The sequence below is a fragment of the Luteibacter sp. HA06 genome (assembly GCF_054061215.1).
In genome coordinates this window covers 4877837-4903815 of the sequence record NZ_JBSSDZ010000001.1, presented here as the reverse complement: position 1 = coordinate 4903815, position 25979 = coordinate 4877837, and the positions used below count along the sequence as shown (strand labels likewise).

At 62.9% G+C, this 25979-nt stretch carries 23 protein-coding genes; 10 read left to right on the top strand and 13 right to left on the bottom strand.

The window, feature by feature from the left end:
* Positions 1 to 56: 56 nt before the first annotated feature.
* Together ACVWWJ_RS22555 and ACVWWJ_RS22550 are read right to left on the bottom strand one after the other, a co-directional pair.
* Positions 57 to 353, bottom strand: coding sequence for a hypothetical protein (locus ACVWWJ_RS22555; RefSeq protein WP_456969566.1), 297 nt, complete (start codon positions 351 to 353; stop codon positions 57 to 59).
* Between the two features lie 99 nt (positions 354 to 452).
* Positions 453 to 4886, bottom strand: a complete 4434-nt coding sequence (locus ACVWWJ_RS22550; RefSeq protein ID WP_456969565.1) for an autotransporter outer membrane beta-barrel domain-containing protein — start codon at positions 4884 to 4886, stop codon at positions 453 to 455.
* Positions 4887 to 5121: 235 nt separating this feature from the next.
* Between ACVWWJ_RS22550 and ACVWWJ_RS22545 the strand changes: the two genes are divergently transcribed.
* On the top strand, positions 5122 to 6669 hold the full coding sequence (locus ACVWWJ_RS22545) for an arylsulfatase (protein ID WP_456969564.1): 1548 nt from the start codon (positions 5122 to 5124) through the stop codon (positions 6667 to 6669).
* 388 nt (positions 6670 to 7057) lie between these two features.
* On the opposite strand, the gene ACVWWJ_RS22540 is transcribed toward ACVWWJ_RS22545, so the two are convergent.
* A complete protein-coding gene (locus ACVWWJ_RS22540; RefSeq protein WP_456969563.1) occupies positions 7058 to 7990 on the bottom strand; it encodes an AraC family transcriptional regulator N-terminal domain-containing protein in 933 nt (310 codons plus the stop codon).
* Positions 7991 to 8126: 136 nt separating this feature from the next.
* On the opposite strand from ACVWWJ_RS22540, the gene ACVWWJ_RS22535 reads away from it, so the two are divergent.
* The 3 genes from ACVWWJ_RS22535 to bla all read left to right on the top strand — a co-directional run bounded on the left by ACVWWJ_RS22535 (position 8127) and on the right by bla (position 10595).
* Positions 8127 to 8957: an oxidoreductase gene (locus tag ACVWWJ_RS22535; protein WP_456969562.1), complete on the top strand. Its 831-nt coding sequence runs from the start codon at positions 8127 to 8129 to the stop codon at positions 8955 to 8957.
* Positions 8958 to 9027: 70 nt separating this feature from the next.
* Positions 9028 to 9531 carry a DUF3455 domain-containing protein gene (locus tag ACVWWJ_RS22530; RefSeq protein ID WP_456969561.1) on the top strand — a complete coding sequence of 168 codons (504 nt, stop codon included), beginning with the start codon at positions 9028 to 9030 and terminating at the stop codon, positions 9529 to 9531.
* 68 nt (positions 9532 to 9599) lie between these two features.
* The gene (bla, locus tag ACVWWJ_RS22525) at positions 9600 to 10595 is read left to right on the top strand and encodes a class A beta-lactamase (RefSeq protein ID WP_456969560.1); all 996 of its coding nucleotides are present in this window, start codon (positions 9600 to 9602) and stop codon (positions 10593 to 10595) included.
* A 4-nt stretch (positions 10596 to 10599) separates the two neighbouring features.
* Here the strand turns inward: bla and ACVWWJ_RS22520 are convergent, their stop codons facing one another.
* The gene (locus ACVWWJ_RS22520; RefSeq protein WP_456969559.1) at positions 10600 to 11328 is read right to left on the bottom strand and encodes a lysophospholipid acyltransferase family protein; all 729 of its coding nucleotides are present in this window, start codon (positions 11326 to 11328) and stop codon (positions 10600 to 10602) included.
* A gap of 37 nt (positions 11329 to 11365) precedes the next feature.
* On the bottom strand, positions 11366 to 11917 hold the full coding sequence (locus ACVWWJ_RS22515) for a peroxiredoxin (RefSeq protein ID WP_456969558.1): 552 nt from the start codon (positions 11915 to 11917) through the stop codon (positions 11366 to 11368).
* 224 nt (positions 11918 to 12141) lie between these two features.
* Between ACVWWJ_RS22515 and ACVWWJ_RS22510 the strand changes: the two genes are divergently transcribed.
* From ACVWWJ_RS22510 to ACVWWJ_RS22500, 3 genes are all read left to right on the top strand, one after another.
* Positions 12142 to 13752 (top strand): arylsulfatase, encoded by a 1611-nt coding sequence (locus ACVWWJ_RS22510; RefSeq protein WP_456969557.1) that lies wholly within the window; start codon positions 12142 to 12144, stop codon positions 13750 to 13752.
* A 622-nt stretch (positions 13753 to 14374) separates the two neighbouring features.
* On the top strand, positions 14375 to 15229 hold the full coding sequence (locus ACVWWJ_RS22505) for a PA4780 family RIO1-like protein kinase (protein WP_159893327.1): 855 nt from the start codon (positions 14375 to 14377) through the stop codon (positions 15227 to 15229).
* A 102-nt stretch (positions 15230 to 15331) separates the two neighbouring features.
* Positions 15332 to 15829 carry a YkgB family protein gene (locus ACVWWJ_RS22500; RefSeq protein WP_456969556.1) on the top strand — a complete coding sequence of 166 codons (498 nt, stop codon included), beginning with the start codon at positions 15332 to 15334 and terminating at the stop codon, positions 15827 to 15829.
* 77 nt (positions 15830 to 15906) lie between these two features.
* Here ACVWWJ_RS22500 and ACVWWJ_RS22495 read toward each other — a convergent pair whose 3' ends face one another.
* From ACVWWJ_RS22495 to ACVWWJ_RS22480, 4 genes are all read right to left on the bottom strand, one after another.
* Positions 15907 to 17079, bottom strand: a complete 1173-nt coding sequence (locus ACVWWJ_RS22495) for a lactonase family protein (RefSeq protein WP_456969555.1) — start codon at positions 17077 to 17079, stop codon at positions 15907 to 15909.
* Positions 17080 to 17385: 306 nt separating this feature from the next.
* Positions 17386 to 17724 (bottom strand): hypothetical protein, encoded by a 339-nt coding sequence (locus ACVWWJ_RS22490; protein ID WP_456969554.1) that lies wholly within the window; start codon positions 17722 to 17724, stop codon positions 17386 to 17388.
* Between the two features lie 45 nt (positions 17725 to 17769).
* Entirely contained in the window at positions 17770 to 18540 is a 771-nt protein-coding gene (locus tag ACVWWJ_RS22485) for an SDR family oxidoreductase (RefSeq protein ID WP_456969553.1), read from the bottom strand.
* Between the two features lie 15 nt (positions 18541 to 18555).
* Complete coding sequence (locus ACVWWJ_RS22480) at positions 18556 to 19983, bottom strand: alpha/beta fold hydrolase (RefSeq protein WP_456969552.1); 1428 nt, start codon at positions 19981 to 19983, stop codon at positions 18556 to 18558.
* A gap of 161 nt (positions 19984 to 20144) precedes the next feature.
* Here ACVWWJ_RS22480 and ACVWWJ_RS22475 point away from each other — a divergent pair, with 161 nt between their 5' ends.
* Complete coding sequence (locus ACVWWJ_RS22475; protein ID WP_456969551.1) at positions 20145 to 20726, top strand: TetR/AcrR family transcriptional regulator; 582 nt, start codon at positions 20145 to 20147, stop codon at positions 20724 to 20726.
* Here the strand turns inward: ACVWWJ_RS22475 and ACVWWJ_RS22470 are convergent.
* The 4 genes from ACVWWJ_RS22470 to ACVWWJ_RS22455 all read right to left on the bottom strand — a co-directional run bounded on the left by ACVWWJ_RS22470 (position 20710) and on the right by ACVWWJ_RS22455 (position 23349).
* Positions 20710 to 21129 carry a MarR family winged helix-turn-helix transcriptional regulator gene (locus ACVWWJ_RS22470; protein ID WP_456969550.1) on the bottom strand — a complete coding sequence of 140 codons (420 nt, stop codon included), beginning with the start codon at positions 21127 to 21129 and terminating at the stop codon, positions 20710 to 20712. The two genes, ACVWWJ_RS22475 and ACVWWJ_RS22470, sit on opposite strands and share 17 nt — an antisense overlap.
* A gap of 21 nt (positions 21130 to 21150) precedes the next feature.
* Positions 21151 to 21699, bottom strand: coding sequence for a carboxymuconolactone decarboxylase family protein (locus ACVWWJ_RS22465; protein WP_456969549.1), 549 nt, complete (start codon positions 21697 to 21699; stop codon positions 21151 to 21153).
* Positions 21700 to 21777: 78 nt separating this feature from the next.
* Positions 21778 to 22329 carry a carboxymuconolactone decarboxylase family protein gene (locus ACVWWJ_RS22460; RefSeq protein ID WP_456969548.1) on the bottom strand — a complete coding sequence of 184 codons (552 nt, stop codon included), beginning with the start codon at positions 22327 to 22329 and terminating at the stop codon, positions 21778 to 21780.
* Between the two features lie 114 nt (positions 22330 to 22443).
* Complete coding sequence (locus tag ACVWWJ_RS22455) at positions 22444 to 23349, bottom strand: LysR substrate-binding domain-containing protein (RefSeq protein ID WP_456969547.1); 906 nt, start codon at positions 23347 to 23349, stop codon at positions 22444 to 22446.
* Positions 23350 to 24826: 1477 nt separating this feature from the next.
* On the opposite strand from ACVWWJ_RS22455, the gene ACVWWJ_RS22450 reads away from it, so the two are divergent.
* Positions 24827 to 25192 carry a hypothetical protein gene (locus ACVWWJ_RS22450; protein ID WP_456969546.1) on the top strand — a complete coding sequence of 122 codons (366 nt, stop codon included), beginning with the start codon at positions 24827 to 24829 and terminating at the stop codon, positions 25190 to 25192.
* 289 nt (positions 25193 to 25481) lie between these two features.
* Positions 25482 to 25937: a hypothetical protein gene (locus tag ACVWWJ_RS22445; protein ID WP_456969545.1), complete on the top strand. Its 456-nt coding sequence runs from the start codon at positions 25482 to 25484 to the stop codon at positions 25935 to 25937.
* Positions 25938 to 25979 lie beyond the last annotated feature (42 nt).

Here is a 25979-nt window from a genome sequence, read left to right as displayed (position 1 = left end):
CTTCTCGGTTGCTGAGATCGGTAGCCGCGCCCTGCGCGCGGCACCGATTTCCCGAATTACTTGCCTTCGGGAACGAGGTTCGCCAGCTTGCCCTTCTTGTCGAACTGGCAGGTGAAGTTCTTTTTGCCATCCATGCCAGCGTCGGCGATGCCGGCGATGGAGTAACCCGAGCCGGAATCGGCGGCCTGGATGGGCTGCAGCTGGATGTAGTCGTTCTTCACGTCGAATTTCTTCGCAGCGGCATCGAGACAGTGCGTGGTCAGCTTGCCCGGGTCGGGTCGGTCGGAAGCAAAGGCGTGCGAGGCCAGGACAAGGCCGAGGGAACCGGCCAGGAGCAGGGCGGAATGGCGCATGGGTTTATCTCCGTACGAGGCACGAGGCCGGGGTTGTTGCCGGTTCGAGTGTGCCCGCCAATTCCTTGCGGCAGGATGAATAGGCATTGCCGGGCCCGGTCACCAGTTGAGGCGCACGCCGACCTTGCCTTCCCAGGAACGGCGATCGTCGTCGAAGCCCTCGGAATACCCCACGTTGCCGAAGATGAACGCGTTTCGTGCCACTTCGCGCGTCATCCCCAGCTCCAGCTCCCACCATGTGCCGCCCATGTCGGCCCTGAAAGGGATGTTGCCCGTCGCCGAAGAGAACGATGTCCTGGGATTTCCCAGGAATTCGTGCCTCACGCTGAGTCTCGTCCATCCGGTGGATTCGAGCAGGGCCTGCGGGTCGCCGCCACGGCTCCACTGCCGCGAAAGCCTGCCGCTCACCCGGCCGACGAGCGAGTCGGTGTCATCGAACTCCACGCGGGCGCCGGGATCCGACGCGCTCTCGAGGTTCAGCCAGGAATAGTCGATCTGGGCCTGTGGCTCGAGCGACCAGCCATGGCCGAGCGCGTAGGGGTATCCGCCCTCCAGGGATACGGCGTAACCGGGTCCTTTGCTCCGGAGTGGAGGCAAGCCCCAGCGCGATGACTGTGCCTCGGCGTCATACCAGGTCGCCTGCACGATGGCATCGATGTACCAGGGCCGCAACGCTTCGCCGTAGCGGGTCCAGTACCCGCCGACGGTGTAGCCATGAATACGATCGTGACCGACCGTGGTTCCATCCACGCCCTTTGGTGTCGCATCGGACCCGCCGGCGGCGCCGTAAAGACCCGCGTGCACGCCGCGCTCCTCATCTTCGGCGCTACGGTAGACGTCCAGGCCGATCTGCAGTGCGCTGAACGCGTAGTCATAGCTCGGCCCGCTGCCATAGATGCCGTTGGATGCACCATCGCGCTCGCCGTCAACATGGATCACGCGCGCCCACATGCCTTGTGGTCCCGGGTGAGTTCCGTCGAGATCCGTTCGTCCGCGCAACAGTTCCTGCTCGCCGACGCGCTCGTGCAGCGAGTCGAGGAGCGAGCGTCCGTAGTTCAGCGCGGTCGGAGCCAGCGCGGCATACAGCGACACCTCGGGACGGTAGTTGGGGATGGGTGTCGGTGGCGGGGCGGGCGGACCTGGCGGTCCGGGCGGCAGGTCCGGGGGTACCGGTCTCTCGCACGGTGGGGACGGCGCGCCGGGGGCCCGGCAGTCGATACTCGAGCGGAGGTACCAGCTGTCCGGCGAGGTGCCATCGACGCTGCCACGCTGGAGTGTGTATTCGTAGGGGCCGCCGATGACGCGGTTGCCCAGATGGAACGCATCCGCCGTCGTGGTCGCGCCGTTCACCGCGCTGACGAGAAGAATGCCGTTGGCGACCGTCAGGGCGCCCGCGCCTGCGCTGCGCTGGATGGACAGCGCGCTTGTGCCGCTGCCGGCGCCGCCATCGATCACCAGCCGGTCCGACGGTGAGTCGTCCGCGCCGATGTATGTATTCATGGCCAGTGTGCCATCGCCGCTATAGCTACCGACCGCGAGTGTCTTGTAGCTGGCGAGCGACGTGGGATCCCCGGTGGGAGGACTGAACGCGATCAGGCTGGGGTCGTTGACGAGCGAGGTGAGGTTCGAGTTTCCCGTGAGGTTCCACACCGAATCCTCAAGTACGAGATTTGCCGTGCTTCCAGGCATGGTCAGGGCTGCGCCCGTCATCTGGCTCTGCGTCACCGCGAGGGTCGCTACGGTCGGTGTCACCTGCACCGATGGTGTGCCCGGTAGCTGTGGAAGTGGTGTGCCCTGGTCGTCCGGAGACAGGTCAGGCACGGGCGCATCGAGGCTGTCGAAGTCACCGAGCGACCCGGCCTTGAGCCACAGGCCCGGACTACTGACCGTGGCGTTGCTTAGCGTGACGGTGGCCGCGCCGAGCACCGCGACCGTCGGGCCGAATGTGCTCGACAAGGTCACGTGGTTGCCCGACGCAGACGCGGCGGCGGGATCGCCACGTACAAACAATGCCGCAGCGCCGGCACCGGTCGCGTCGATCGCGGTGTCGACCGCTTCGATGTCGCCGCCATTCCAGGCAAGCGCCGCGTGTGCCTGTGTCCCCGTGGTGCGAACCGTGCTGCTGCCATTGATCACGACGCGACTGTTCGTCGACCACGCGATCAGTCCATGCGCCTGATCGCCTGTCGTCGCGATGTTGCTGCCGGTTGCGGTAACGACGCTGTTCGCATACCCCGCGAGACCGTAACCGTGTTGCCCGGAGGTTTCGACGGAGAGGTTGGAGGCACGAATCTCGCCCGCTCCGGATGCGCGTGCGCCGATGGAGTCGACGCCACGCGTGGACACGTCGACGTTCGACAGCGTGGCCAGCGCATTGGAACCCGAGATGTTGAAGCCCTCACTGATATCGCCGAGCGTCGTGATTGCACTGTGCGCACCAGTGGCGGTCCCCGTCGCCGGATCGACATTCATCCATACCCGCGCATTGGCAACGCCCGCGAACACCCCATGGCCGGTAAGTCCTGAGGACACGAACTGCGCTGGATCTGAAACTACGTTACCGCTGTCGTCGACAGGCCTGCCGAACGTTGGCAAGGAGAGATCGGTGCCGAGCATTACACCGGTATAGACCGTGTCACCGTTGGAGATGATCGTACCCGCCGTGCCTCCGCCCGCATTGAGCGTGATCGCCGGGCGTGCCGCGTTGATGATCAGGGTGTTTACGCTGTCGATCGTCCCGCCCGTCGCATTCAATCCGGGGCCACCGGTACCGCCAGCGCCGATCGTCAGGTTGCGTGCCGTCACCAGCGTCGTCGCACCATCAGCGCGGATGCCAGCACCGCCGCTCGAGGTGGCCAGGAATGAATCGCCGATGGCGACCTGCGCTCCGGCCTGTCCGTAAACACCGTTCGAGTTCGCGCCGATCGTGCGAACGTTCAAACCGGACAGCGATGCCACGGGGCCCGCGCCACCGGCTGCGCCCTGCACGAGCACGCCATTCGCATTGATACCGTGCGTGGTTATCGCGGTCCCCGCGGCCCGCAGAGCAGTCGTCGCGCCGACTGCTTGTGCGACACCGATGCCAGAGCTGTTATTGCCATAGGTGGAGATCGTGGTCGAACTGCCGAGCGGTGCCCCGGCAGCATCGACATCCAGTCGTAGCGTTCCTCCCGTCGTCGCCACCTGCGCACCGTTGGCTCCCGTGGTCCCCGTGGGCACAAAGGCCGAAGGGTCGCTGGTCATGTTGCCGGACCCGTCCACCGGTAGCCCATAACTGGGTAGCGTCGGGTCACCGCCCAGCTGGACACCGGTAAGAAGGGTGTTGCCGCGGCTGGTGAGGCTTCCTCCACCACCAACAAGCAGCCCCACCGCCGACGTCCCGCCAGCGATGCCCGAGGAATACACGCTGCTCCCAGCGATATCGATGTTGCCGCCATTGATGGCGTTCGCACCGACGCCACCGTTGCGCAACGTCGAGATGCGCAGCGCATTCGCGGTGATCGCGCTGCCCGCGCCGTCGGCACGCAGGGCATTGCCGGTCTGGCCCGCGTCGACCACGACCGAGCCGGCACCGGACAGGTTGAGCGTGCTACCCGATGCCGCCAGCACACCATGCGCATTCTGTCCCGCGACGCGCACGTCGAAGCTGGCGAGACTTCCCGTGGATCCATCGCTGGCGGAGACGCCGTGGGCCACGGTACCGGTCGTGTCGATGGAAAGGTTGGATGCATTCAGCTGGGAGCCTTCAGCGAGACGGATACCGATGTTGTTGTTGCCGCGGGTCACGATGTGGACCTGGGCCACGTTAAACCGTGAGGCGCCCGTGGCATTCAGGCCGTAGCTCCCACTCGTCGCCCCGGCGCCGGTGCCAAGGATGTAGATGGATGCGTCGTCAAGGCGAACCTGGGACCCGTTCGCGCTGACGCCGTGGGCTGCGGTCGCCGCCTTGCCAACGAACTGTGTCGAATCGGTCACCAGGTTTCCGCTCGCATCGACGGGCAATCCATACGTCGACGGACTACCCGCCTGCGTGCCCAGCGTCACGCCGGTCACAATGAGGTCGCCGGTCCCGACGAACGTCGCGCCGACCACTTGCAGGCCTTCGCTGTTGGCGAGCGATGTGTAGAAGCGTGTCCCTGCGGATGTGAGGTTTGTCCCGGCTTCGGCACGTAGCGCCGGCCCGCCAGCGCCAAGCCGGCTGATTGTCGAGCCGGGTGCCAGAAATTGAATCGCACCGCCGCCGGAGGCGCAGGCGGTAGCGGTGTTGGCTGCGGTCGTGATCAACGTGACCGCACCCGTAGCGTTGATGGTTCCATTGTTGATCGCATAGAACGCAGGCGCGCCGGCTGTCGTTGGCGAGTAGGTGCCGCTCGCAATCGAGACGATATTGCCGTTTGCGCGCACCTGTCCGGCTGGCGTGGTCGGTGGCGCCGTGGCGCAGGTCGCGGCGCGCACACCCTGGGCATAAGCCGCGGGCGCCATGGCCGCAGCGGCACCGAGCAGCAGGAGGCGCGACGCACCCGACCAGTCCATGACAGCACTCCCGCGCGTCACATAACCTGTGACATGAGAAGGCAGTAGTAGACAGTTCGAACCTGCGCTTCGCTATAGAACAACTACGCAGCGCGCAGGTCGTACTTTTACCGGCCGACGGTTCGCGTGGCGCGGCGGTGTTCCCGCAACTTTACTGAGTTTTCCTAAGTAGAACCTCACTGGCTCCGGGCAACGCCGCCATGCGCTACTTCATGAACTGACTCGGGAGTTAGCCATGGCCGGAAACGCGAAAAAACAACCCAATATTCTTGTCATCTGGGGGGATGACATCGGCATCTCGAACCTCAGCTGCTACAGCCGCGGCCTGATGGGCTACCACACGCCGAACATCGATCGCCTGGCCAACGAAGGCATGATCTTCACCGACTCATACGGCGAACAATCCTGCACGGCGGGAAGATCGTCCTTCATCACCGGCCAGAGCGTGATGCGCACGGGTCTGTCCAAGGTCGGCATCCCGGGCGCGCCGATCGGCATGAACGAGAAAATCGTCACGATCGCCGCGCTGTTAAAAAATGAAGGCTACAAGACCGGACAGTTCGGCAAGAACCATCTTGGCGATCTCAACCATATGCTTCCGACCAATCATGGTTTCGATGAGTTCTACGGCAACCTCTACCACCTCAACGCCGAGGAAGAGCCGGAGATGTACGACTACTTCCCACAGGAAGAATTCGGTGCCTTTATCGAGACGGTCAAGCCACGCGGCGTCATTCACAGCTTCGCTACGGATGTCGACGATACGACCGAACAGCCGCGTTGGGGCAAGGTCGGCAAGCAGAAGATCGAGGATACCGGCCCGCTCGACAGGAAACGCATGCTCACCTGCGACGATGAATTCGCGGAAAGGGCACAGGGCTTCATGAAGCAGTCCGTTGACGAGGACAAGCCCTTCTTCATCTGGGTCAACTTCACCCACATGCACCTGTACACGCACACCAAGCCGGAAAGCCTGGGACAGGCCGGTCGCTGGCAGTCTCCGTATCACGACACCATGATCGATCACGACAAGAACGTCGGTTCATTGGTGGACTACCTGGACGAGCTGGGCATTGCCGACGACACCATGGTGATCTACTCCACCGACAACGGTCCGCACAGGAACTCCTGGCCAGATGGAGGCATGACGCCGTTCCGTAGCGAGAAGGACACCAACTGGGAAGGTGCGTTCCGTATTCCGCTGATTGCCCGGTATCCGGGGAAGATCAAGCCGGGCACCGTGTCCAACGAGATCGTCCAGCACCACGACTGGTTGCCGACCTTCCTTGAGCTTGCGGGCGACAAGACGGTCGTCGAAGACCTCAAGAAAGGGGTGAAGACGATTGGACGTACCTACAAGAACCACATCGACGGCGTGAGTCTGCTGCCTTACCTGACCGGCAAGGAGAAGAAGTCGCCGCGCAAGCTGTTCGTCTACATCTCGGACGACGGCGACACGCTGGGCATTCGCTACGACAACTGGAAGGTTACCTTCATGGAACAGCGGTGCAAGGGCACCATGGCGATCTGGGGCGAACCGTTCACGGCCATGCGTATTCCGAAAATCTACAACCTGCGAACGGATCCGTACGAGTTCGCGGATGTCACGTCGAACACGTACTGGGACTGGTACATCAATCACGTCTACATCATCTATGGAGCGATTGCGCTATTGACGAAGTTCAACCAGACGTTCGTGGACTTTCCGAAGATCCAGAAACCAAACACGTTTACGGCTGACCAGGCGCTCGAGAAACTCAACGACGCGGTTGCCGGCAAGTAACGGCCAAAGCTGTCGGGGCCGTCCGATACAGGTCGGGCGGCCTTACTTCGCGTTCTTCGCGAAATTCCGGGGATGCTGGATGCTGCGCCTGCGACCGGCTCACGCCGCGGCGGGCCAGAGGTCACGGCGCAGAGCCTTCGGTGCCCACCCTCGCTGCTCAGACACCCCTTCGCGTTTCGTACCGGAAGGCCGCTGCGCGGCCCATGTATCCATCTGGCCTACGGCCGCTCCACTTGTCGGGAACTCGCCTCGAGGGTGGACACCAAGGTCTCCCCGCGAGACGCCCAAGTGTAGAAAGCGATGGCAAAGCCGAGCCAGCGAGGCCGAAGGCGAGCGCCCAAGCCCCGGTAATCCGCGAAGAACCTTACTTCGTCGTTCCGCAACGAACTCAGTGGGATGACACGAACGGCGATGGCGTGAGCGCCGCCGGCATGGCGAAATTGCGCCGCATCCGCTCCACCTCCTCGATCGGCGGAAGTCCGAACAACCTGCGGAATTCCCGGCTGAACTGCGACGCACTTTCGTAACCGACGGCGGTGGCCGCCGCGGCAGCGGTCGTGTTCTGGCGAAGCATGAGCAGTCGCGCCTGATGCAGGCGCGTGGACTGCACATAGCGCATCGGTGACGTGCCTGTCATCTCGCGAAAGTGCGCGTGGAAAGTCGGCGCACTCATCGCCGCTTCGCCAGCCAGTTCATCGACGGTGAGGGATTCGCTGTAACGACGATGGATCATTCGGATCGCGCGCGCCACCATGCCGAACTTGCCCTGTTGCGCCAGCGCTGCGCGCAACGAGCCGCCCTGCGCACCGGAAAGAATTCGATAGTAGATTTCACGCACGAGCGCAGGGCCCAGCACCTCGTCATCCGGCGGGCTCGCCAACGCTTCGAGAAGACGCAGGACAGACGCCGCAAGTGCGTCCTCCATGGGGGAGGAATAAAGACCGCGCGGGGTGGCGGGGGAGGCGCCCGACCGTTCATCGATCTGGATGCACAGATCCGCCGCAAGGGCGTGATCCAGACGCAGGTAGATAGCCAGTAGTGGAGCTTCCGCCGAGGCGTCGGTCTCCATCGTGAAGGGTACCGGCACGGAGACAACGAGATAATGCTGGTCGTCGTAGACGAAGACCTCGTCGCCCAGCAGGCCACGCTTGCGACCTTGCACGACGATGACGATGCCCGGCTCATAAAGAACCGGTGTGCGGCTCAGGGGGCGATCGGAGCGAAGGAGGCGCACGTCCGGCAGCGGCGTCAGCGTGTAGCCCTCCCGCGGCGCGAGAGCCCGGAGGAGCGTGATCATGCGGTGGCGGGCGGGCGTATCCATAGGGTCACTGTCCGCCTTCCCCCGTGCACTCGCAAGCCTCATTCATAGGATCAGGCAATAGCGCCACAGGTCGGGCCATGGGAGACGGCGCCTGCGCGGCCTACGATGATGGCCATTCCCGACCAGGAGACAACCCATGTCCAGCAAGACCTTCTTTATTACCGGCGTCAGCAGTGGCTTTGGCCTCGCGCTTTCCCGTGAAGCCCTGTCTGCAGGCCACCGTGTGATCGGCACCGTACGCAACGAGGAGGGTCGTCAGGCATTCGAAGCCTTGCACGCCAACCGCGCCCATGCCGTGCTTCTGGATGTGACGGACATGGACGCGATTCCCGGCGCCGTGGCTGACGCAGAAACGCGCTTCGGTCCCGTCGACGTCCTTGTGAACAACGCGGGATATGGCCACGAAGGCGTCTTCGAGGAATCGCCGCTCGAGGCGATGCGCCACCAGTTCGAAGTCAACGTGTTCGGTGCCGTCGCTGTGACGCAAGCGTTCGTACCGCGATTCCGCGAGCGTCGGCGTGGCCACATCGTCAACATCACTTCGATGGGCGGTTTCATCACCATGCCGGGCATCGCGTACTACTGCGGTAGCAAGTTCGCGCTCGAAGGCATCACCGAAGTCCTCGGCAAGGAACTGAAACCGTTCGGCGTGCATGTCACCGCGGTGGCGCCGGGCGGCTTCCGCACCGACTGGGCGGGCCGTTCGATGCAGCGTTCCCCGCGGAGCATTGCGGACTATGACGCGATGTTCGATCCGATCCGCGAGGCCCGCCAGGCACGCAGCGGCAAGCAACTCGGTGATCCTGCAAAGGCGGGCAAGGCCATCCTGGCCCTGGTCGATCTTCCCGAACCACCGGCGCACCTCCTGCTCGGCAGCGACGCCCTCGCTCTCGTGCGCGACAAGCTGACGGCGATGGCGGCAGATATCGACACGTGGGAAAGCCTGACGCGCTCGACGGACGGCTAGGCAACCCTGGCACTATCATCGGGAACTCACGGGCGCCCCCATGACGTCCTGTCGTCTAATGGAGAACCGCATGATCGTGTCGCGAGCCCTCAGTGCCATTGTCAAAGGCTGCCTTGTCGTTGCCGTGGCGGGTGCCGGCGTTGCCGGTGCCCAGACGGCGCCGGCGAAGTCGCCCGCCGTGGAAGCCTTCGGCAAGGGCGTACAGATCTACACGTGTAAGCAAACCGCAGCTACTTACGCCTGGACGCTTAAAGCACCCGAGGCCACCCTGAGCGATGCCAAAGGCAAGCTCATCGGCAAGCACTTCGCGGGGCCGAGCTGGCAGGCGACCGACGGAAGCACGGTCGTCGGCGAGCCGCTCAATGCGTCGCCTTCGCCGGATGCGGGTGCCATCCCCTGGCTCGTGATTCACGCGAAGTCGAAGACGGGCAGCGGTGTAATGAGCAACATCGCTTATGTCGTTCGTACCCGCACGGAAGGCGGCATGGCACCTGCCACCGGCTGCGATGCCGGTCACGCCAACGCGGAGGTTCGCGTGCCCTACAGCGCCGTGTACCTGTTCTTCCCCGGCTGATCGCCCTGCAATTGCCATATCGGCGTCACGGGTGGGGCCCTGCGGGTAGGGAAGATGGCGCGTCCCCAATGCAGAGAGTCCTACCGATGTTGATGCAGCTGATCCGTGGCATGGCCCTTTCGCTCGCGGTCGGATCCGCGTTTGCCGCGCCCGCCGATGCCGCCCTGAAGGCGTCGCTCGAGCGCATCGCGAGCGATGCGCGCCCGGGTACCCTTGGCATCGTCGTCATGGACCCGGCCAGCGGAACGTCGGTGAAGGTCAACGATGGCCGGCCCTACCTGATGATGAGTGCCTTCAAGGCGCCCATCGCCGCTGCGGTGCTTGCCCGGGTCGACAGTGGCGAGCTCAAACTCGGTCGCACCGTGCACCTCGTGCCCGCCGATATCGTGCCGGGCTCCGCGGTTCCTTCTCTTGGTAAGCGGCTCGAAGCGGGCCCGGTGGACGTTTCCGTGGAAGAACTGCTTCGTGCAGCCGTGACCCAGAGCGACAACACGGCTGTCGATGCGCTGCTCAAGCTGTTGGGTGGTGGCGACGTTGCGACGCGCTTTCTCGAGAGCAAGGGCGTTCACGGCATGCGCATCGACTTCGGCGAGCGCGAGCTGAGTCTGCGATTGAATGACCTGAAGCCTGGCGAGAAGCCGTCGGCTGGTGAATCCGACGACGCGGCCGATCGCCGTGTGAAGCGTGGTTTCGATCAGGTGCTGGCCAGCCACGTGAATTCGACGACGCTCGATGCCGCTGCAGCGTTTCTCGAAAAACTTCAGGCCGGGGCGCTCGTTTCGCCCTCGTCGACAAATATGTTGCTGGGCATGATGACGGCGCAGGTCATTCCCAATCGCGTCCGTGCAGGCTTGCCCGCCGGTTTCCAGCTTGCCGACAAGACCGGCACGGCCGGTACCTACCAGGACCACCTGGGTGCATGGAATGACATGGGTATCGTCACGGCGCCGGATGGCCGCCGCATGATCGTCGCCGTGTTCCTGAGTGATTCGCCCGCCGCCCCGAAGCAGGCGGACGCGTGGTTCGCCGAGATCGGGCGACTCGTCGCCGCATCGATGCACTGACCGATCAGGAGAGTCCGGACGCCACGATCCCGTGGAGCTGTGCGGACACCGCCTTGCGATCGGCGTCCGGCGCGACCGTGATGGGCGGGTGGAACACCACCCGCACCACCGCACCGGAGAGGCGCAGGAAGCGCTTCACGTGAGCACCGGCGTCCATGCCGCCATGGAAGGCGTAGATGTCGCGATCGCCACCGGCCGAAATCGCCTGTCCATCAACCGAGCGGACATCCAGCGTGAAGGGTTGCATGGTCCATGCGTGACCTGTTCCTTGCCGATCCAGGAACAACGAGAACAGGCTCGACTTGAACGGCGCCACGCGCTCGCCCGACGAAGTGGTTCCTTCGGGGAAGAGCACGAGATCCTGGTCGGGTTGAATCTTCGCGGAAAGCGACGCGGCCACATTGGCGGCGTCGCTGCGGCGACGGCTGATGAACAACGTCTGCCCGAGCTCGCCCATGAAGCGCATGCCGGGCCATCGTTCCATGTCGTCCTTGGCGATGAAGCGTGCGCTCAGCAGGCTGCCGAGCAGCACGATGTCGAAGTGCGACACGTGATTGCCGACGAACACGGTGCCGCCTTTGTCGCGCGGCATGCCAACCACCTCGACACGGATGCCCATCGCCCGCCGCAGGCAACCGAACCAGAGCCGCGGTAGAACGAAGGCAGCTCGGCCGCGAGTGAAGCGTGTCACCACCCATTGCACGGGCACCAACAGGACGCTCGCGAGCAGCATGCCCGCGATCTTCAGCCCGGCGCCCAACGTGCCTCGGTTAATGAGCGGCCTCGATCGCCTTCACGGCCTCGAGTGTTTCCTGCACGTGCTTGTCCGGGCTGAGGCTCGAATAAACGTGCGTGATCTTGCCCGACGGCGCAATTACGTACGAGGTGCGATCCGACCAGCCCGGCCGGATCATGAGCGTCGCATCGTATTGCTTTGCGATCTTCGCGCCCTCGTCGGCAGCCACGGGAAACTTGCCGCCGCAATGCTCGTTCTCTTTCGAGAAGTCCGCCAGCTCGCTGGTATGGCCGGCGGTCACGCCGATCACCGTGGCATGCAGTGCCTTGAACTTGTCGATGGCCACCGAGAAAAGGTGGGCTTCGACATTGCAGCCGTCCGTGTGGGCGGCGGGAAAGAAGTAGACCACCACCGGACCCTGCTTCAGGGCATCGGCCAGCTTGAAGGTGAAGGGCTGGCCGGCGAGGTACGCCGGTGCGGTGAAGTCCGGCGCCTGGGTGCCTTCTTTCAGGGCCGCGAAGGCGGGCGTTGAAAGGGCAGCCGAGGCGGCCAGGGCGATGGCGGCGGCGGTGATGATCGGCTTCATGGTGGTTATTTCCAGGCGATGGATACGGTGACGATACAGATATACGTGGAGAGGCGCCTCAGGGATGCGTGGTGCGCCGTCTTAGGTAGTTTCGCCCAGAGAGAGCACCGAACAACTGCGATGGTCGGGATGATAGGACTCCGGCAGGATTGAGTGGCAACCCATCGGTCGTGCGCCACTGCGGCGGTCTCGGCCCTATCAACCGCGCAGGTGGAGGATCCGACATGGCAACGAAGAACGGCAGCTCAGCATCCGCTTCGGGAGGCAAGCAGGCACCCGGCACGAAGGCTCAACCGAATATCCTGGTTATCTTTGGCGATGACATCGGCATGTGGAACGTGGGTGCTTATTCCCACGGAATGATGGGGCGGACGCCGAACATCGATAGCATCGCCCGCGACGGCGCACTCTTTACCGATCATTACGGCCAGCCGAGCTGCACGGCCGGACGCGCGGCGTTCATCATGGGCCAGCTGCCGGTGCGTACTGGCATGACAACCATCGGCATTCCTGGCTCGGCGCGAGGAATTCAGAAGGGCGACCCGACGCTTGCCGAGGTGCTCAAATCAGTTGGCTACGCCACTGCCCAGTTTGGCAAGAATCACCTCGGCGACCGTAACGAGTTCCTGCCGACCGTTCACGGATTCGACGAATGGTTCGGCAATCTGTATCACTTGAACGCCGAGGAAGAGCCGGAAGAGCTCGATTATCCAGGCCAGAAAAACCCGGACTACCGCAAGCAGTTCGGGCCACGTGGCGTCCTCCACACCTGGGCCGCCGACAAGGACGACACGACTTCCGATCCGAAGTTCGGCGCCGTCGGCAAACAGAAGATCGAGGACACCGGCCCCCTGACGCGCAAGCGAATGGAAACCTTTGACGGCGAGGTCCTGGACGAAACGCTGGGCTGGCTTGACCGCACCGCCGGTAAGGGAAAGCCATTCTTCTGCTGGTTCAACACCACAGCGATTCACATCTGGTCGCATTCACCCAGGAAGTGGATCCAGAAGGCCGTCGACGAGGGGCGCGCAGAAGAAGATGTCGTCCGCGCGAAGATGCTCGAACACGACGAACAGATCGGAACGTTGCTGAAGAAGCTAAAGAGCCTTGGCGTCGACGACAACACGATCGTTGTCTACACGACCGATAACGGCAACGAGCTGATGATGTGGCCTGATGGAGGCTACGCTCCGTTTCGTGGCGAGAAGGGCACGACCTGGGAAGGTGGCGTCCGGGTGCCTTGCCTGATCAAGTGGCCGGGGACGATTGCCGCGGGTTCGGTTTTCAATGGCATACAGAACCATGAAGATCTGTACGCGACGCTGAGTTCAGCCGCAGGACTACCTGATATCAAGGACAAGTTGATCAAGGGACATACCTTGAACGGCCAGAAATACAAGGTGCACCTTGACGGCTATGACCAGACCGAGATGTGGACGGGAAGGTCGGAGAAGTCGGCACGCCGCGAGATTTTCTATTACGACGAAACCGATCTGATGGCGGTTCGTGTTGACGCATGGAAGATGCACATCGGCGTCAAACCAAAGAACAGCTGGTTCAACGCAAAGTACTACCCGTCCGTTCCGTACATCTTCAATCTCCTCATGGACCCCATGGAGAAGATGGATCCGGAGTCGGATGAATGGGGCTACGTCGGTCGAAAGTTCTTCGCAGCGAAGCTATGGTCGCCGACCGCAGGAGGTCCGTTCATCGCGGCGCATCTGAAGAGCATGATGGAGTTTCCGCCCTCTCAGGGAGCAGACACCCTCAGCCTGAAGAAGAAGCTCGAGGAAGCCCAGCGCAAGATGGAAACGCCGAACGCGAGCAGTAACTGATCACATCGGGCAGCGATCCGATATCGCCGGGCGCCCGTGGTCCTGCCATCAGGACGCGGGGCTCGGCAGGTAGTCATCAGGCCTGAATTCCCTTCGCATTCGCTGCGTGGCGAAATCGACGAAGGCGCGAAGTTTCGGCAAGGACTGACTACGGTTTGGATCAGTGCTTTTGCGATCCCGCGGGATGAATGGCCGGCAGCGTTCGAGCAGATCGGCATCCCGAAAGGCCAGACGGGGCCAGCCGAAGCCATGTTTGACGCGGTCAACGCTGGATGGATGGACCTTGGGGTCGCAGGCACGGAGCACGTCCCTGGCGTGACGTCCGCCCGCGATGTCTTCGCGGCCGCGTATGTCTAAGGTCCCCTGGCGCCGTGTCTTAACCTTCGTCCTGGCCGCCCTCGTGACCGTACTCATCCATGGGGAATACGCACGCGCTGTGCCGCCGTGTGTCGCTGCGGCGTGGTCAGTTGTCGTCGGCTGGATAGCCTGGAAAGACCGTTCACGAACCACGTCGCTCCAGGTCTGAACGGCGGTCTGGGGCGGAATTGGCGCTAAGTGCAGGAAAATGAGAAAATTGTCGGTCAATGGCCTCCGCGGCCATGCCACTGACCCAAGAAATACCTTGAAGACCCCCCTAGGCCTGCAGCCGTTGATCGACGACGGCATCATCGATGACGTGCTCCGCCCACTCAAGAGTGGCAAGGAGGCGGCTGTCTATGTTGTCCGTAGTGGCAACGACGTGCGCTGCGCCAAGGTCTACAAGGACATGGCACAGCGCAGCTTCCAGCAGCGCGTGCAGTACCAGGAAGGCCGCAAGGTAGGCAGCAGTCGTGAGGCTCGCGCCATCGGCAAGGGCAGCAAGTACGGACGCAAGCAGCAGGAAGCCGCCTGGAAGAACGCCGAGGTGGATGCGCTCTACCAGCTGCGCGACGCTGGCGTTCGCGTGCCCGAGCCGTTCGGCTATTACCACGGTGTGCTGGTCATGGAGCTGGTGACGGACGCCGACGGCCTGTCCGCGCCCCGCCTCGGTGAAGTCGATCTCAGCGCCGATGAGGCGCGGGAATACCACGCGATTCTCGTGCGGCAGGTCGTGCTGATGCTCTGCGCCGGATTGATCCACGGCGATCTTTCTCCCTACAACGTCCTTATCGGCCCGGACGGCCCGGTCGTCATCGATTTTCCGCAGGTCGTCAGCGCCGCGGGGAACAATGCGGCGCGCACGATGCTGCTCCGCGACGTCAACAACCTCACGGCCTTCCTCGGACGCTCCGCGCCCGAGCTTCTGGATACGTGGTATGGGGAGGAAATGTGGGCTTTGTTCCAGGCCGGCGACCTCCGAACCGACACGGAGCTGACGGGTCATTTCGAGCCGGATGAATCCGAGGTCGATCTCGACAGCATCCGCCAGTCCATCAATGACGCCCGCGAAGAAGCGATCATCCGGCAGCAGGGCCGCGAGGCGGCGGAAGAAGACTAGATTAGGCTTTGATCCTTTTGAGGATCATATTGCGCCTAATTGGTATTAGAAAAATCACCTCTCCTTCGTAAAGTAGCGGCCACCTCACCGCACGAAGGACGCATGATGAACGCTCTACTCCGGCTCCTGGCCAAATCGGGCCTGCTGACGAAAGACCTCGACTACCACCTGCTTCGTGCTGCGATGGTCGTCATCTTTGCCTGGTTCGGCTACGACAAATGGTTCCAGTCCGAGATCACGGCGCTGGCCCCGCTGATCATGCATGGGCCGCTGATCTCCTGGACGATCCCGGTCCTGGGCATTCACGGCACCGCCATCCTCCTCGGCACCGCGGAATGGACCTTTGGTTCGCTCTTGCTGCTCGGCTTCTGGAACAAGAAACTCAGCGTGCTGGGTGCTCTCGGCTCGATCGCCACCTTCATATCGACACTGAGCATTCTTCCTTTCGTGCCGGATGGCTGGGACGCTGGCGCGGGTGGGTTTCCCGCGATGGCGATGAATGCGGCGTTCCTGCTGAAGGACCTTGTCTTGCTGGTCGTGTCGATCTATCTGCTCAGGCAAGACGTGATTCGCGCACTCAACCTTTCACGCGAGCACTGAGTTTCAGCGTGGGCGATCGTCGCCCACGCACTACCCCGGTCGGCTCCATCGACCGGGTGGTGTCATCGAACGGCTGGTTAAAGGGCGATGCCCTGCATGCCGGACGCGCCAGCGAATACGGGAATCTGTCCCACCTTCAGCAAGCGCCCGTCCGCCAGGATCAGGAAGGTGTCGACATCGCCACCCAGCGAATTGCCGACGTACAGGAACAGGCCATCGGCCGACGCCTTCAGATCGGTCGGCGCTGCGCCGGCTTCCAGTGATCCGGCCACGCCGCCGTCCAGAAGCTTCAGAGAGCCGTCGTTACCGATGCGATACCCGCTGATGTTGCCCTTGCCCGCATTCGCGGTGAAGGCAAAGCGCCCGGCCACCGTCAGCCAGCACGTGGCGGCCTGACCGTTGGCGACATCGCTGGATATCGCTTGCAGCGCGCCGTCGCGTCCAATCGCATACGAACTGGCGGCGGAGCCCGCGGCCTGTGAAGTGATCAGGTGTCCCCTGTCATCGAAGTCAAAGCCGAACGGTTGCGGGTCGTTCGAGGGCGTAATCGTCGGGTCCTTTCCAAGGCTGCCATCACGATTGACGACAAAGAGCTCGAACCAGCCCTTGGCAGACGCATCCTTGATCGATACCGCGAGCCACTTGCCATCGGGAGAGAACTGCAACTGTGCCGGCGTCATGCCGACATTCGGCTGGTTGCCTACCAACGGGGCATCGGTGCCCAGTAGCCGCGTTTCCGACGGCAGTGCGACGAGCTGGCCGCCAGGCGTGATCTGGAATGCCGTCACGGTCGATGTCGCGGCACCGTTGAGAACGTAAAGCCGGTTACCACGCTGTGCGACGCTCACCGGGTAGGTCCCACCCGTTGGCTGGACGTCGATCAGGCGCAGGCGACTTCCTTCGATAGCGAACACTGACACCTCGTTCGAACCGGCGTTGGTTGCAAACAGCAGTCGACCATCCGCGCTCTTGATCAGGGCGTTCTGCGAGCCCAGCGGATCCGGCGGCGGCGCCGTGGTGCCGACGCCGACCCCTTTACCGTCGGTCGACGTCACGCCGACCTTCTCCAGGCCACCGAAGAAGTTACGTCGAAGTACGGCGACGCTGTTGCCCTGGATGTCATTGGACATGACATAGACGTAAGGCGAGTCGAATCCGTGCAGGTTGAGCGAACGATCCTGGGCATGGGCGGCGCCGGCGGTGGCCAGTACCCCCGCGATGCAAACAGCAAGTTTTTGCGAGGTATTCATGGCGAATCTCCAGAAGAGCCGAACGGCTCACTGGGGTCTTCGGGAAATGTGCCCTGTTGGTTACACGCCGATCGTCAAACCGTGCGTGCCGTCACGTGTTCGTGCCGTAAGGCAAGCCGCAGGGCGTCCGGTCACGGATAGTCGATGAACCCGCGAATCCGTTAGATCCGCGGCACGCTGCGTTCGCGTGGCGTGTCGCACCTGGATGACGGGTAGGCGGTATCAAGGAGAGCGTCATGAGCAAAGCGAGAGGGCAACACAGCATGGCGACCACATAGCGCCGCGTGTCACGCCGCCTGACGTGCTTTAGGCGCGGCGACGCCACGATGCTCCGGGTGGGCCGCGATCGCCCTGGCCGTCGTCGGAGCCCTCATGCGAGTCACCCTTCAGGGGGCCGAGTCCGTTGGCTACCGTTGCGCTCGATAGCTCAAGCGCGAATGAGCCAAGCTGGTCACTCCGCCGCTGCAACGTAAAGCCGAGCAGGGCCGACAGGAACGCTGCAAGCGCCACAATCCCATAAAGGATGACCGGCTGATCCAAGCCAAGTCCGAATGCCCGCACCGTCGCAATCGACGCGGCAGTGCGCAGTACTTCCCCGGTGCGGGTCAGAGAGGAAAGCAGGGTCGCGACGATGCAGCAGTTCATGAGGGTTCCTCGTAGGCGGGCCAGGACGACGGTGGCGGATAGGGGTTAGATGGCCTTGGACTCGCCACCATCCATACGGATGGCAGAGCCCGTCATCCACCGGGCTGTTGGCGAAACCAGGAAGGCGATCAGATCAGCAATTTCGGAAGGTCGGCCGTAACGAGCGATGCGGGCTTCGGCTGCGAAGACCGACATGGCTTCGTCTACTTCGATGCTGTGTGCTTCGGCATAGCGGGCCAACATCCCTTGCCGACGATCGGTCATGACCGGTCCCGGCAAGACGCTGTTGACCTGCACACCGTCGTCGATGCCCCGTTCTGAAAAGGCTTTGGCCAATGCCGAGATAGCGGCGTTGATCGTTCCCACGGCTGCAAATGACGGCTTGGGTGTCAGCGCACTAGCACCCGAGGTGAGGACGACGGCGCCATTGCTTTGCCGCAATGCGGCCCACGCCTCCAGCGTCAACCGACGCGCGCCATGAAACTTCAGCGCCATCCCGTCGTCCCATTCGGCGTCAGTCATCTGAAACAAATCAGACTGCGGCACGGCACCGGCAATGTTCACTAAGGCGTCGATCCGCCCGAAGCGTCCGAGAGTCTGCGCGACTACCTCTCGTGCCGCGTCTGGGTGCCGGAGATCCGCGGCGACAAGGAGCGGTTGCGCACCGGCGTCTGATACCTGTGCAGCGGTTTTCTCCAGGGCCTCAGCGTTGCGGGCAACGATCACTACGCCAGCGAAGTCGCGGGCCAGGCGCACGGCAGTGGCCTGGCCGATACCACGGCTGGCACCCGTCACAATGGCAATTTGGTTGTTCATCACATGAGTTCCTGATCAGCCCTGGAAGGGACCGTCGACCTCGACCTGGGAAAGGTGCGCAACGGTGTTGACGAGGACCTTGCCAGCCACTGCCATGGCGATGGCGACCACCGCCTCGCGACCGAAACCCGCCGCCTTCAGCGCAGCGACATCGCTGTCGGATACCTGTGTGCGTTTGGCGGCAATGGCGTCGGCGAACTGGCGAACCGCCTCGAGTTTCGGATCGCTTAGCGTGCCCCCAGCGCGCATCTCGGACACCAGCTCGGGCGAGGCGCCCAGCTTGCCGGCGAGGGTGGCGTGGACCGAGGCGCCGTAAACGGAAGCGTTTGCATGGCTGGCCGCTGTCATGGCCACTTGCTGCGCGATCGGATCCAGCGAGGTGTCACCCAAGGCTCCCAGCCAACCCAGATAAGCACCCAACACGGCCGGTTCGGCAGCCAGTGCGTAAGTCAGGACGGGCACAAAACCGAACGCCTGCTCCGCCGTCGCAAGGTGTGGTTTGGCAGCGGCGGGCGTGTTGGCCGCATTGAGGGGACCAAACAGGGCCGGGCCCTGCTGCGCATCGATCGTCCGTGCAAGGAACCCGCGAACGATGAGCGCCACCTCGTCCAGATGGCTCTCCAGCGGGAAATGACCGCCGTCGACAAAGCGGACCTCAGCGCTGGGCAGGTCGCGAAGGAACGCTTCAGCACCGGCAGGCAGGAAGAACGGGTCGTTCTTTCCCCACACGGCCAGCGTCGGCGGCTGGTGTTCGCGCAAATAGGCCTGGAAGGCCGGATAGGCCGCCACATTCGACTGATAGTCACCCAGCAGATCGAGCTGGATCTCGTCGTTACCCGGGCGATCCAGGAAGTGCTGGTCGAGCGTGTAGCTTTCCGGAGCGATCAAGCGGGTGTCTGCTTCGCCGTGCTGATACTGGAACTGAGTGGTACCAGCCTGGAGGAAGCCGCGAAGCGCGTCGCGGTTCTCGCGGCTCGGGTCGGCCCAATAGGCCTTGATCGGTGCCCAGCCCTCGCTCAGACCTTCTTCGTAAGCATTGCCGTTCTGGGAGATCAGCGCGGTGACACGGTCGGGGCGAGCGGCGGCCAGACGGAAACCCACCGGAGCGCCGTAGTCGAAGAGATAGAGCGCGTAATGCTCGAGGCCTACCGCGTCGGTGAAGCTGGCGACGACGTCGGCCAGGTGATCGAAGGTGTAGCCGAACGCTTTAGCTTCCGGCGCGTCGGAGAACCCAAACCCCGGCAGATCCGGCGCAATCACCCGGTACTTCGTCGACAGCCGCTCGATCAGGCCGCGGTAGTGGTGGCTGGAGCTCGGAAAGCCATGGAGCAGCAACACCGCCGGAGCGTCCTTGGGACCGGCTTCGCGGTAGAACACGTTCAGCGGGGCGCCCGTCTTCAGGTCGTTGACGGAAACGGTGGCGTGGGTGGTGGGAGTGCGCATGGTCGGATCCTCGAATGGTGGTTTGGGTCGGCAGGTAGTTCCTGTACCGAACGATCGATACACTAATAATCGCAGAACGGTATGTCAAGCATTGTTTTTAGCTTTCGTCGACGCTACTTTGATCTGAACCGAACGATCCGTTCACTTAAGGAACTGCACTCATGCGCCCTGCTCAGCCACCCAGCGATCAGTTGCTCGACAGCCTGTTCGGGGTGTTCCGCGAACATGGGTTCGAAGGCGCCTCGCTCAGCGATCTATCGCGAGCGACCGGGCTGGGACGATCGAGCCTTTATCACTACTTCCCCGAGGGGAAGGAGCAGATGGCGCAGGCTGTCCTTGAGCGGGCTCAAAGCGTGATCGACAGCCAGGTGAGGGACATCGCCTTTTCGGCAGACCCCCTGAAGACGCGTGTCCGAAAGATCGTCGCCACGCTTGATCAGATCTACACCGGAGGCAGGTCCGCGTGTCTACTGGGGCGCCTCGCGACTTCCTCCATTGGCGCACCGGCCAAAGCGCATCTGCAGCTGGCCTTCGACCACTGGATCGTGGCTGTTGCGAAGCTGGCCGACGACAGCGGAATGCCTTCCGATCGAGTCCGGGCCTTCGCCGAAGACTGGGTCGCTCGCATCCAGGGAGCACTTTTGCTTCAGGCGGCGAGCGGTGACCTCGGTCCTTATAACCGGGCTATGGACGCGCTCCAGGACCTGGCACGCGAGCCGTCCGCGGTCAGAATTCCGCTGTGAGAGAACGGCGCAGCGCGGTGAGCTGGGCGCGAAAGCGCCTGGCAGCATCTGCGTCCAATCCAGAGGCGTGATCGATCTGGATCTGTACGGCGAGGGCGCGCTCATGAAGCGCGCGGCCTGCCTCGGTAAGGGTGACGATGACGACCCGCTGGTCGGCCTCAGCGCGCCGACGCTGGAGTAGCCCCGCGGCCTGCAATCGTTTGAGCAGTGGGGTTGTCGTTCCCGAGTCCAGGCACATGCGCTCGCCTACGGCACCAACGGTCACGCCGTCAGCCTCCCAAAGCACACACATCACGAGGTATTGGGGGTAGGTCAAATTCAGCGGTTCAAGCAGCGACTGGTAGCGCTTGTTGAATCCCAGGCCGGCCGCATAGACCGCAAAGGACAGTAGTTCGTCAATCATGAGGTGATGTCCTGGGCGCGGTCACGCGGTGTGGAGCGTCTCGGACGCAACGGGAAAATCGATAGCTGTCTTAGCTACCTCGTTTAGGTAGTTAAGGAAGGTGTTCTGCGCGATCAGCGCGATGATCTCGACGATCTGAGCGTCGTCGAATCCAGCCATTCGGACCGCGTTGATGTCCGCGTCGGTAACACGGCCTCGCTTGCGAACAACCTTGCCGGCGAACCTGACCACGGCTTGCGCGCCTGGATCTTTGGAACTGCCCGCACGGTTGAGCGCAACTTCGTCGGGCGGGAGATTCGCGAAGTTGGTGGCTAGATAACTATGTGCAGAAACGCAGTACTGGCTGCCGTTGGCTTGTGCGACGGCTAACGCGATCCGCGCCCGCATTTTCGGGTCCAGCACTTTGGCCAGGCCGTCTTGAAAGGCAACATACGCACTCATGGCCGGCGGACTGTTGCTGACCAGGCGAGCGTACTTCGGCACCACGCCAAGCCGCCCGTAGATGCGGTCGAGTAGCGGTTTGCTTTCATCAGGCGCACCGTCACGCGTGGGAATACGCAAGCGAGACATGAGGAATCCTCCTGCAGTTGGCCGACGAAGGGTTGGCAGAGGGAGGGGCCTGAATGCCCCTCCCTCTGTCGAGGGCGATCAAGCAACCTTCTTCGTCTGCAGCGCCGGGAACTCGGCGTCGATGTCCGTCTTGAAAGTGTTGTTGAAGATGTTGGTGATGAAGCTGAAGGCAGTCTCGGCAACGATGTCGATCACCTGCGCGTCGCTGAAGCCAGCGTCGCGAACCGCCTGGACGTCGGCGTCATCAATATGACCGCGGGACTTGGCGACCTTGTAGGCGAACTGCAGGGCCACGTCAGCTTGCGGGTCGGTCGAGTGGCCGGTCCGGTTGAGCTCCATGTCTTCTGCCGTCAGGCCCTGGAGCTTGCCGCCCAGGTAGGTGTGGGCCGAAAGGCAGTAGTTGCAGCCGTTGACCTCGGCCGTCATGACGTGGATGCGTTCGCGGGTCTTGTGACCAAGCGTCTTACCGAGGGCCGCATGCATGGACGCGATGGCGCCAAGAGCATCGGGGGACTGCGAGATCAGGGCGAAGAAGTTGGGCACCAGGCCCAGCGCCTTGACGTAGTTCTGCAGGATCGGCTGCGATTTGGCCGGGGCTTCTTCGATCGTGGGGATGGAAAGACGTGCCATGGAAGTTCTCCTGATGATCCGTGCCGGAGCGGCTCGGTGGAGAAATCATGCGCGGTTGCATAAGAAAGAATAATACATTCTAAAAGTAAACGTACCTTTTAGAATATGAAACAGTCAGTCGAACATAGCCAGCTGGGTTCGTAGGCGGTCTGCGGCGAATTCCAGGAACACCCGCATCTTCAAGGGCATGGCATCCCGCGACGCTCTGACCAGGTGCACCGGAATGGGCGCTACCTCGAACTCGCGGAGCACGCGCGTGAGCGTGCCCAGGCGCAAGTGCGCTTCACAGTGGTAGCGGTAGATCCGGGTGAAACCCGTTCGCCGGACGGCCGCCTGCACCGCGCCTTCGGCGGTGGAGACCGAGAGGCGTGGGACGATGTCCACACCGAAGCCTGGCCCTTCGTTGGGCTCGCGGAACGACCACGTCGTCGTGGCCGGGCCGGCGAAGATCACGCAGGGAAGGGCCTGGAGGTCGTTGGGGTGCTTCGGCACGCCATGGGCCGCGACGAGGTCGGGCGAAGCGCAGACCAGGGTTTCCATGAAACCCACCCGGGTGGCGACCATGTTGCTGTCGGGTAGGGCCCCCAGGCGAATGGCCATGTCCACCCGGTCATCCAGGAAGTGCAGATTTCTGTCCGAAAGCATCAGCTGGACGTTGATCTCGGGATACATGGCCAGAAAGTCGGTCACAAGCGGCAGGAGGTAGAGCTGCCCAAAGTTGACCGGTGCGGTCAGGACGAGTTGGCCGCGCGGCGTTGAGTATTCCCCGGACGCCGCTCGCTCGACATCATCGAGCTGCTCGAGGACACGTCGAGCGCCTTCGACGTACTTTTCGCCAGAATCCGTCAGCGTCAACTTCCGGGTTGAGCGTTGCATGAGCTTGGTGCCCAGGTGCGCTTCCAGCTCGCTGACTTTTCGACTGATCGAGGGCAGGGACATATTCAGCGCCTTGGCGGCCGCCGTCAGACTTCCTTTGTCTGCCACGAGCAAAACGATGGACATGGCTTCCAGTCGGTCCATGATTGCTTCACCTGATGAAAGATTGCAGTGGGGTCCCGGGAGGTTATTGCGGCGACGGAAACAGCGCAAGGCGGCACCGCTTCCACTCAATCCTGGACGGATTCTCATAGTCGGTACAGGCAAATTCCCATAGTCGATTCACTCTCAGTCGGAAGCGGGAGTGCCGGCAAATCGCGAATACTTCGACCGATATACCGATATACCGAAAGGTCGAGTGTTGTCGCGGGGTCGAGGAGGGAGCCGCAGCCGCAGCGAAGGCCGTTGGCCCGGTATGGAGCTAAACCACGTAGACCAAGGCCGCAACGCCCTTGACCCAGCCAAGCTGCAGCGCGGGGCAGGGGAGCCGCTAGGCATGAACCCGGGAAGGCAGTCGTGCCCGGGGCGACGTCGCCTACGTGTGCAGCACCGGAGGAGAGGGGGAGCGCGGAGATTCCACCGGACTCAGCCGCCTTCCCCTTCCTTTCCGATCCCGTTCTTAGCCTCGTTGGAGTTGTTCCCAACCTGCGCGACTCAGTTGCCAAAAGCCGTCGGCGGCCAGCGTTACTAAGCCGTGGGCACGCAGGCCACGGCATGCCTCGTCTGAGAGGGGCGACATAGCGAGACGGGCTGTGTCACTCAGCTTCAGCAGAGCGTCTTTCTCGTCCCAGGTAATCCCGGTCCACATAAGCTTTCCTCTTTTACCTGGCTCAGGTGTGACAGCTATCCGGTGTCGAAGCGGTGAACCTTGGCGTGAAGCCGCCTCGGTAGGCGCCAATTACCATGCGTATTCGGCAAGAATAGAATGGCGAAGGCATCCAAGCAGGCCCATGCACCGTAACCCCCGGCACCACATGCCGCCGGAGTGCCCGAATGCACACCCAAAGGACCCGACACGCAAAGCTGGCCCAAATCCTCGAGCAACTGGAGAGTGAAGGCTTCTTCAGTCGGGAATCCCAAGCACTCTACCTTGGCGGAGCCGTCACCGCGGGGCCGCCTGGAGTCGATGCTGGCAGGGGCCGACATTCCGGCGTTGTTTGCTAGCCGCATCGAGCACGTCATGTTCAAACCGAAGGGATGGATGAGCGCGCCGCATACGGCTGATACCCCCGAGCGTGAAGAGAGCTGTCACCGCCAGGCCTTTAACGCTTCGAGCGCCACGTCGCCGTAGTCTCTGCCGTACACGAGAGCGCTCGACGCGTCTGAGAATGCGAAGCTGCAGCCCCAGGCGAATACTTCCTAGCCATCCAAGACGAGACGGCCGGTGGGAACGAAGCCCGTCCCCACAGGATCCACTTCGTAGAACATAAGGAAATCGACGTTCATGGCGGTGCCGGCGTTGGTGGGTGTCGGAATATACGGGCGCTCGGACGATGAAGAGGCCTTTGCGGTGGGTCGGAGCAGGTCGGCGCGCCACCCCATTGGCGCAACCGAACGTCATGGCCGAGCTGCGGAACCGCAGAAGAATGCCTCCGGCGTAAAGCGCCGTTAAACTACGCCGATGAATTCCAACGCCGACGCCATCCTCACCCATGCTGCGGTCGTCCAAGAGGCCGCTGCGGCTAGCGACGCACTTCTCACCGGTGATGTCGACGAAGCGCGGTTTCGGATACACCTACTGGTGGCGAAGGCGGACATCGCCGGATTTGAACAGGTATCGCGCGCGGCGGCGCTGCTTCTGGCCAGACTCGGGGCGCCGGGAAATGTACCGGGCACAGGCTATGGGGCTTGCCTGATCAAGCTGGCCGACGAGCTGGATTCGGCGTCGCCATTGACCAGGGAAGCGCGGCACCGGCAGGTGTTAAAAAGAGGGGCACCGTGGGCCAGTGGTGACGGTGCCCCCGGGCTGCCCGACGTCGGCAGATGAGGTCCTTACTGGGGAGAATCCAGCCGGACGAAGCGGAGTCCGGCTGACGATCGGATATTGCACCGAAAGGCGTCATCTAAGGCGCGTCGGGCCGTGAAAGCTTCGCGACAGACTTAAATGCAACGGCGTTAAGTAAGGTGAAAGGAATTTCACGGTCCTGCTCCGACGTTGCTAACGCGGCAGGTAGAAACTCCTCCCACGGTTCCCGCTGGGGCCGTGCCGCCGCGTCGTGCGCTCCCTCCGCACGACCCGGCGGCTCTAATGGGGAGTAGCGGAAAGGGAGTATCCAGTGACGTTTCTGCCGCCGGTAAGCGAGCTCTCCTACGAACGGGTTGATCAAGGCGAAGCCTGGAGCGCGGCCCACCCGGTGGCGATCATTATCGAGCCTCAACCGGATCTGGCCCATACCATCCAAGACGCGATCGCACAGCTAGGATTTGAGTCGTTAGTGGCCACGACCCATGCGGGTGCGGCCGTCCTCGCTGTCGGCCGCCGTCCTGCTCTGATGGTCGTCTGCGTTCCCGCACCCGGCGACATGCTTGAGGGCGCGTATCTTTCAAGGAGCCGTCAGGAGTGGGGCGAGATCGCGACCGTGCTGCTTCTGTCTGACCACGGCGAACTTCACGATGGGGCGCCTGACCACGCCGTCACCTTGTTGAAGCCCTTTACGTGTGCCGAGCTGATGCTCTCTGTCGATACTGCGCTCAGGTCGGCCCACCGCCGATCCGCCGGGATCAGGTCGTAGACCTCGTACTCGATCCAGAAAGTGCCAGTGCCTGATGTGTCG

Excerpts from the sequence above, each read along its gene's own strand:
- ACVWWJ_RS22535 (WP_456969562.1), top strand. The coding sequence starts at position 8,127 with ATGTCCAGCAAGACCTTCTTTATTACCGGCGTCAGCAGTGGCTTTGGC.
- ACVWWJ_RS22470 (WP_456969550.1), bottom strand. The coding sequence starts at position 21,129 with ATGATTGACGAACTACTGTCCTTTGCGGTCTATGCGGCCGGCCTGGGA.
- ACVWWJ_RS22550 (WP_456969565.1), bottom strand. The coding sequence starts at position 4,886 with ATGGACTGGTCGGGTGCGTCGCGCCTCCTGCTGCTCGGTGCCGCTGCG.
- bla (WP_456969560.1), top strand. The coding sequence starts at position 9,600 with ATGCAGAGAGTCCTACCGATGTTGATGCAGCTGATCCGTGGCATGGCC.
- ACVWWJ_RS22515 (WP_456969558.1), bottom strand. The coding sequence starts at position 11,917 with ATGAAGCCGATCATCACCGCCGCCGCCATCGCCCTGGCCGCCTCGGCT.
- ACVWWJ_RS22530 (WP_456969561.1), top strand. The coding sequence starts at position 9,028 with ATGATCGTGTCGCGAGCCCTCAGTGCCATTGTCAAAGGCTGCCTTGTC.
- ACVWWJ_RS22545 (WP_456969564.1), top strand. The coding sequence starts at position 5,122 with ATGGCCGGAAACGCGAAAAAACAACCCAATATTCTTGTCATCTGGGGG.
- ACVWWJ_RS22460 (WP_456969548.1), bottom strand. The coding sequence starts at position 22,329 with ATGGCACGTCTTTCCATCCCCACGATCGAAGAAGCCCCGGCCAAATCG.
- ACVWWJ_RS22495 (WP_456969555.1), bottom strand. The coding sequence starts at position 17,079 with ATGAATACCTCGCAAAAACTTGCTGTTTGCATCGCGGGGGTACTGGCC.
- ACVWWJ_RS22500 (WP_456969556.1), top strand. The coding sequence starts at position 15,332 with ATGATGAACGCTCTACTCCGGCTCCTGGCCAAATCGGGCCTGCTGACG.
- ACVWWJ_RS22540 (WP_456969563.1), bottom strand. The coding sequence starts at position 7,990 with ATGGATACGCCCGCCCGCCACCGCATGATCACGCTCCTCCGGGCTCTC.
- ACVWWJ_RS22485 (WP_456969553.1), bottom strand. The coding sequence starts at position 18,540 with ATGAACAACCAAATTGCCATTGTGACGGGTGCCAGCCGTGGTATCGGC.
- ACVWWJ_RS22465 (WP_456969549.1), bottom strand. The coding sequence starts at position 21,699 with ATGTCTCGCTTGCGTATTCCCACGCGTGACGGTGCGCCTGATGAAAGC.
- ACVWWJ_RS22510 (WP_456969557.1), top strand. The coding sequence starts at position 12,142 with ATGGCAACGAAGAACGGCAGCTCAGCATCCGCTTCGGGAGGCAAGCAG.
- ACVWWJ_RS22475 (WP_456969551.1), top strand. The coding sequence starts at position 20,145 with ATGCGCCCTGCTCAGCCACCCAGCGATCAGTTGCTCGACAGCCTGTTC.
- ACVWWJ_RS22480 (WP_456969552.1), bottom strand. The coding sequence starts at position 19,983 with ATGCGCACTCCCACCACCCACGCCACCGTTTCCGTCAACGACCTGAAG.
- ACVWWJ_RS22455 (WP_456969547.1), bottom strand. The coding sequence starts at position 23,349 with ATGGACCGACTGGAAGCCATGTCCATCGTTTTGCTCGTGGCAGACAAA.
- ACVWWJ_RS22450 (WP_456969546.1), top strand. The coding sequence starts at position 24,827 with ATGAATTCCAACGCCGACGCCATCCTCACCCATGCTGCGGTCGTCCAA.
- ACVWWJ_RS22555 (WP_456969566.1), bottom strand. The coding sequence starts at position 353 with ATGCGCCATTCCGCCCTGCTCCTGGCCGGTTCCCTCGGCCTTGTCCTG.
- ACVWWJ_RS22490 (WP_456969554.1), bottom strand. The coding sequence starts at position 17,724 with ATGAACTGCTGCATCGTCGCGACCCTGCTTTCCTCTCTGACCCGCACC.
- ACVWWJ_RS22520 (WP_456969559.1), bottom strand. The coding sequence starts at position 11,328 with ATGCTGCTCGCGAGCGTCCTGTTGGTGCCCGTGCAATGGGTGGTGACA.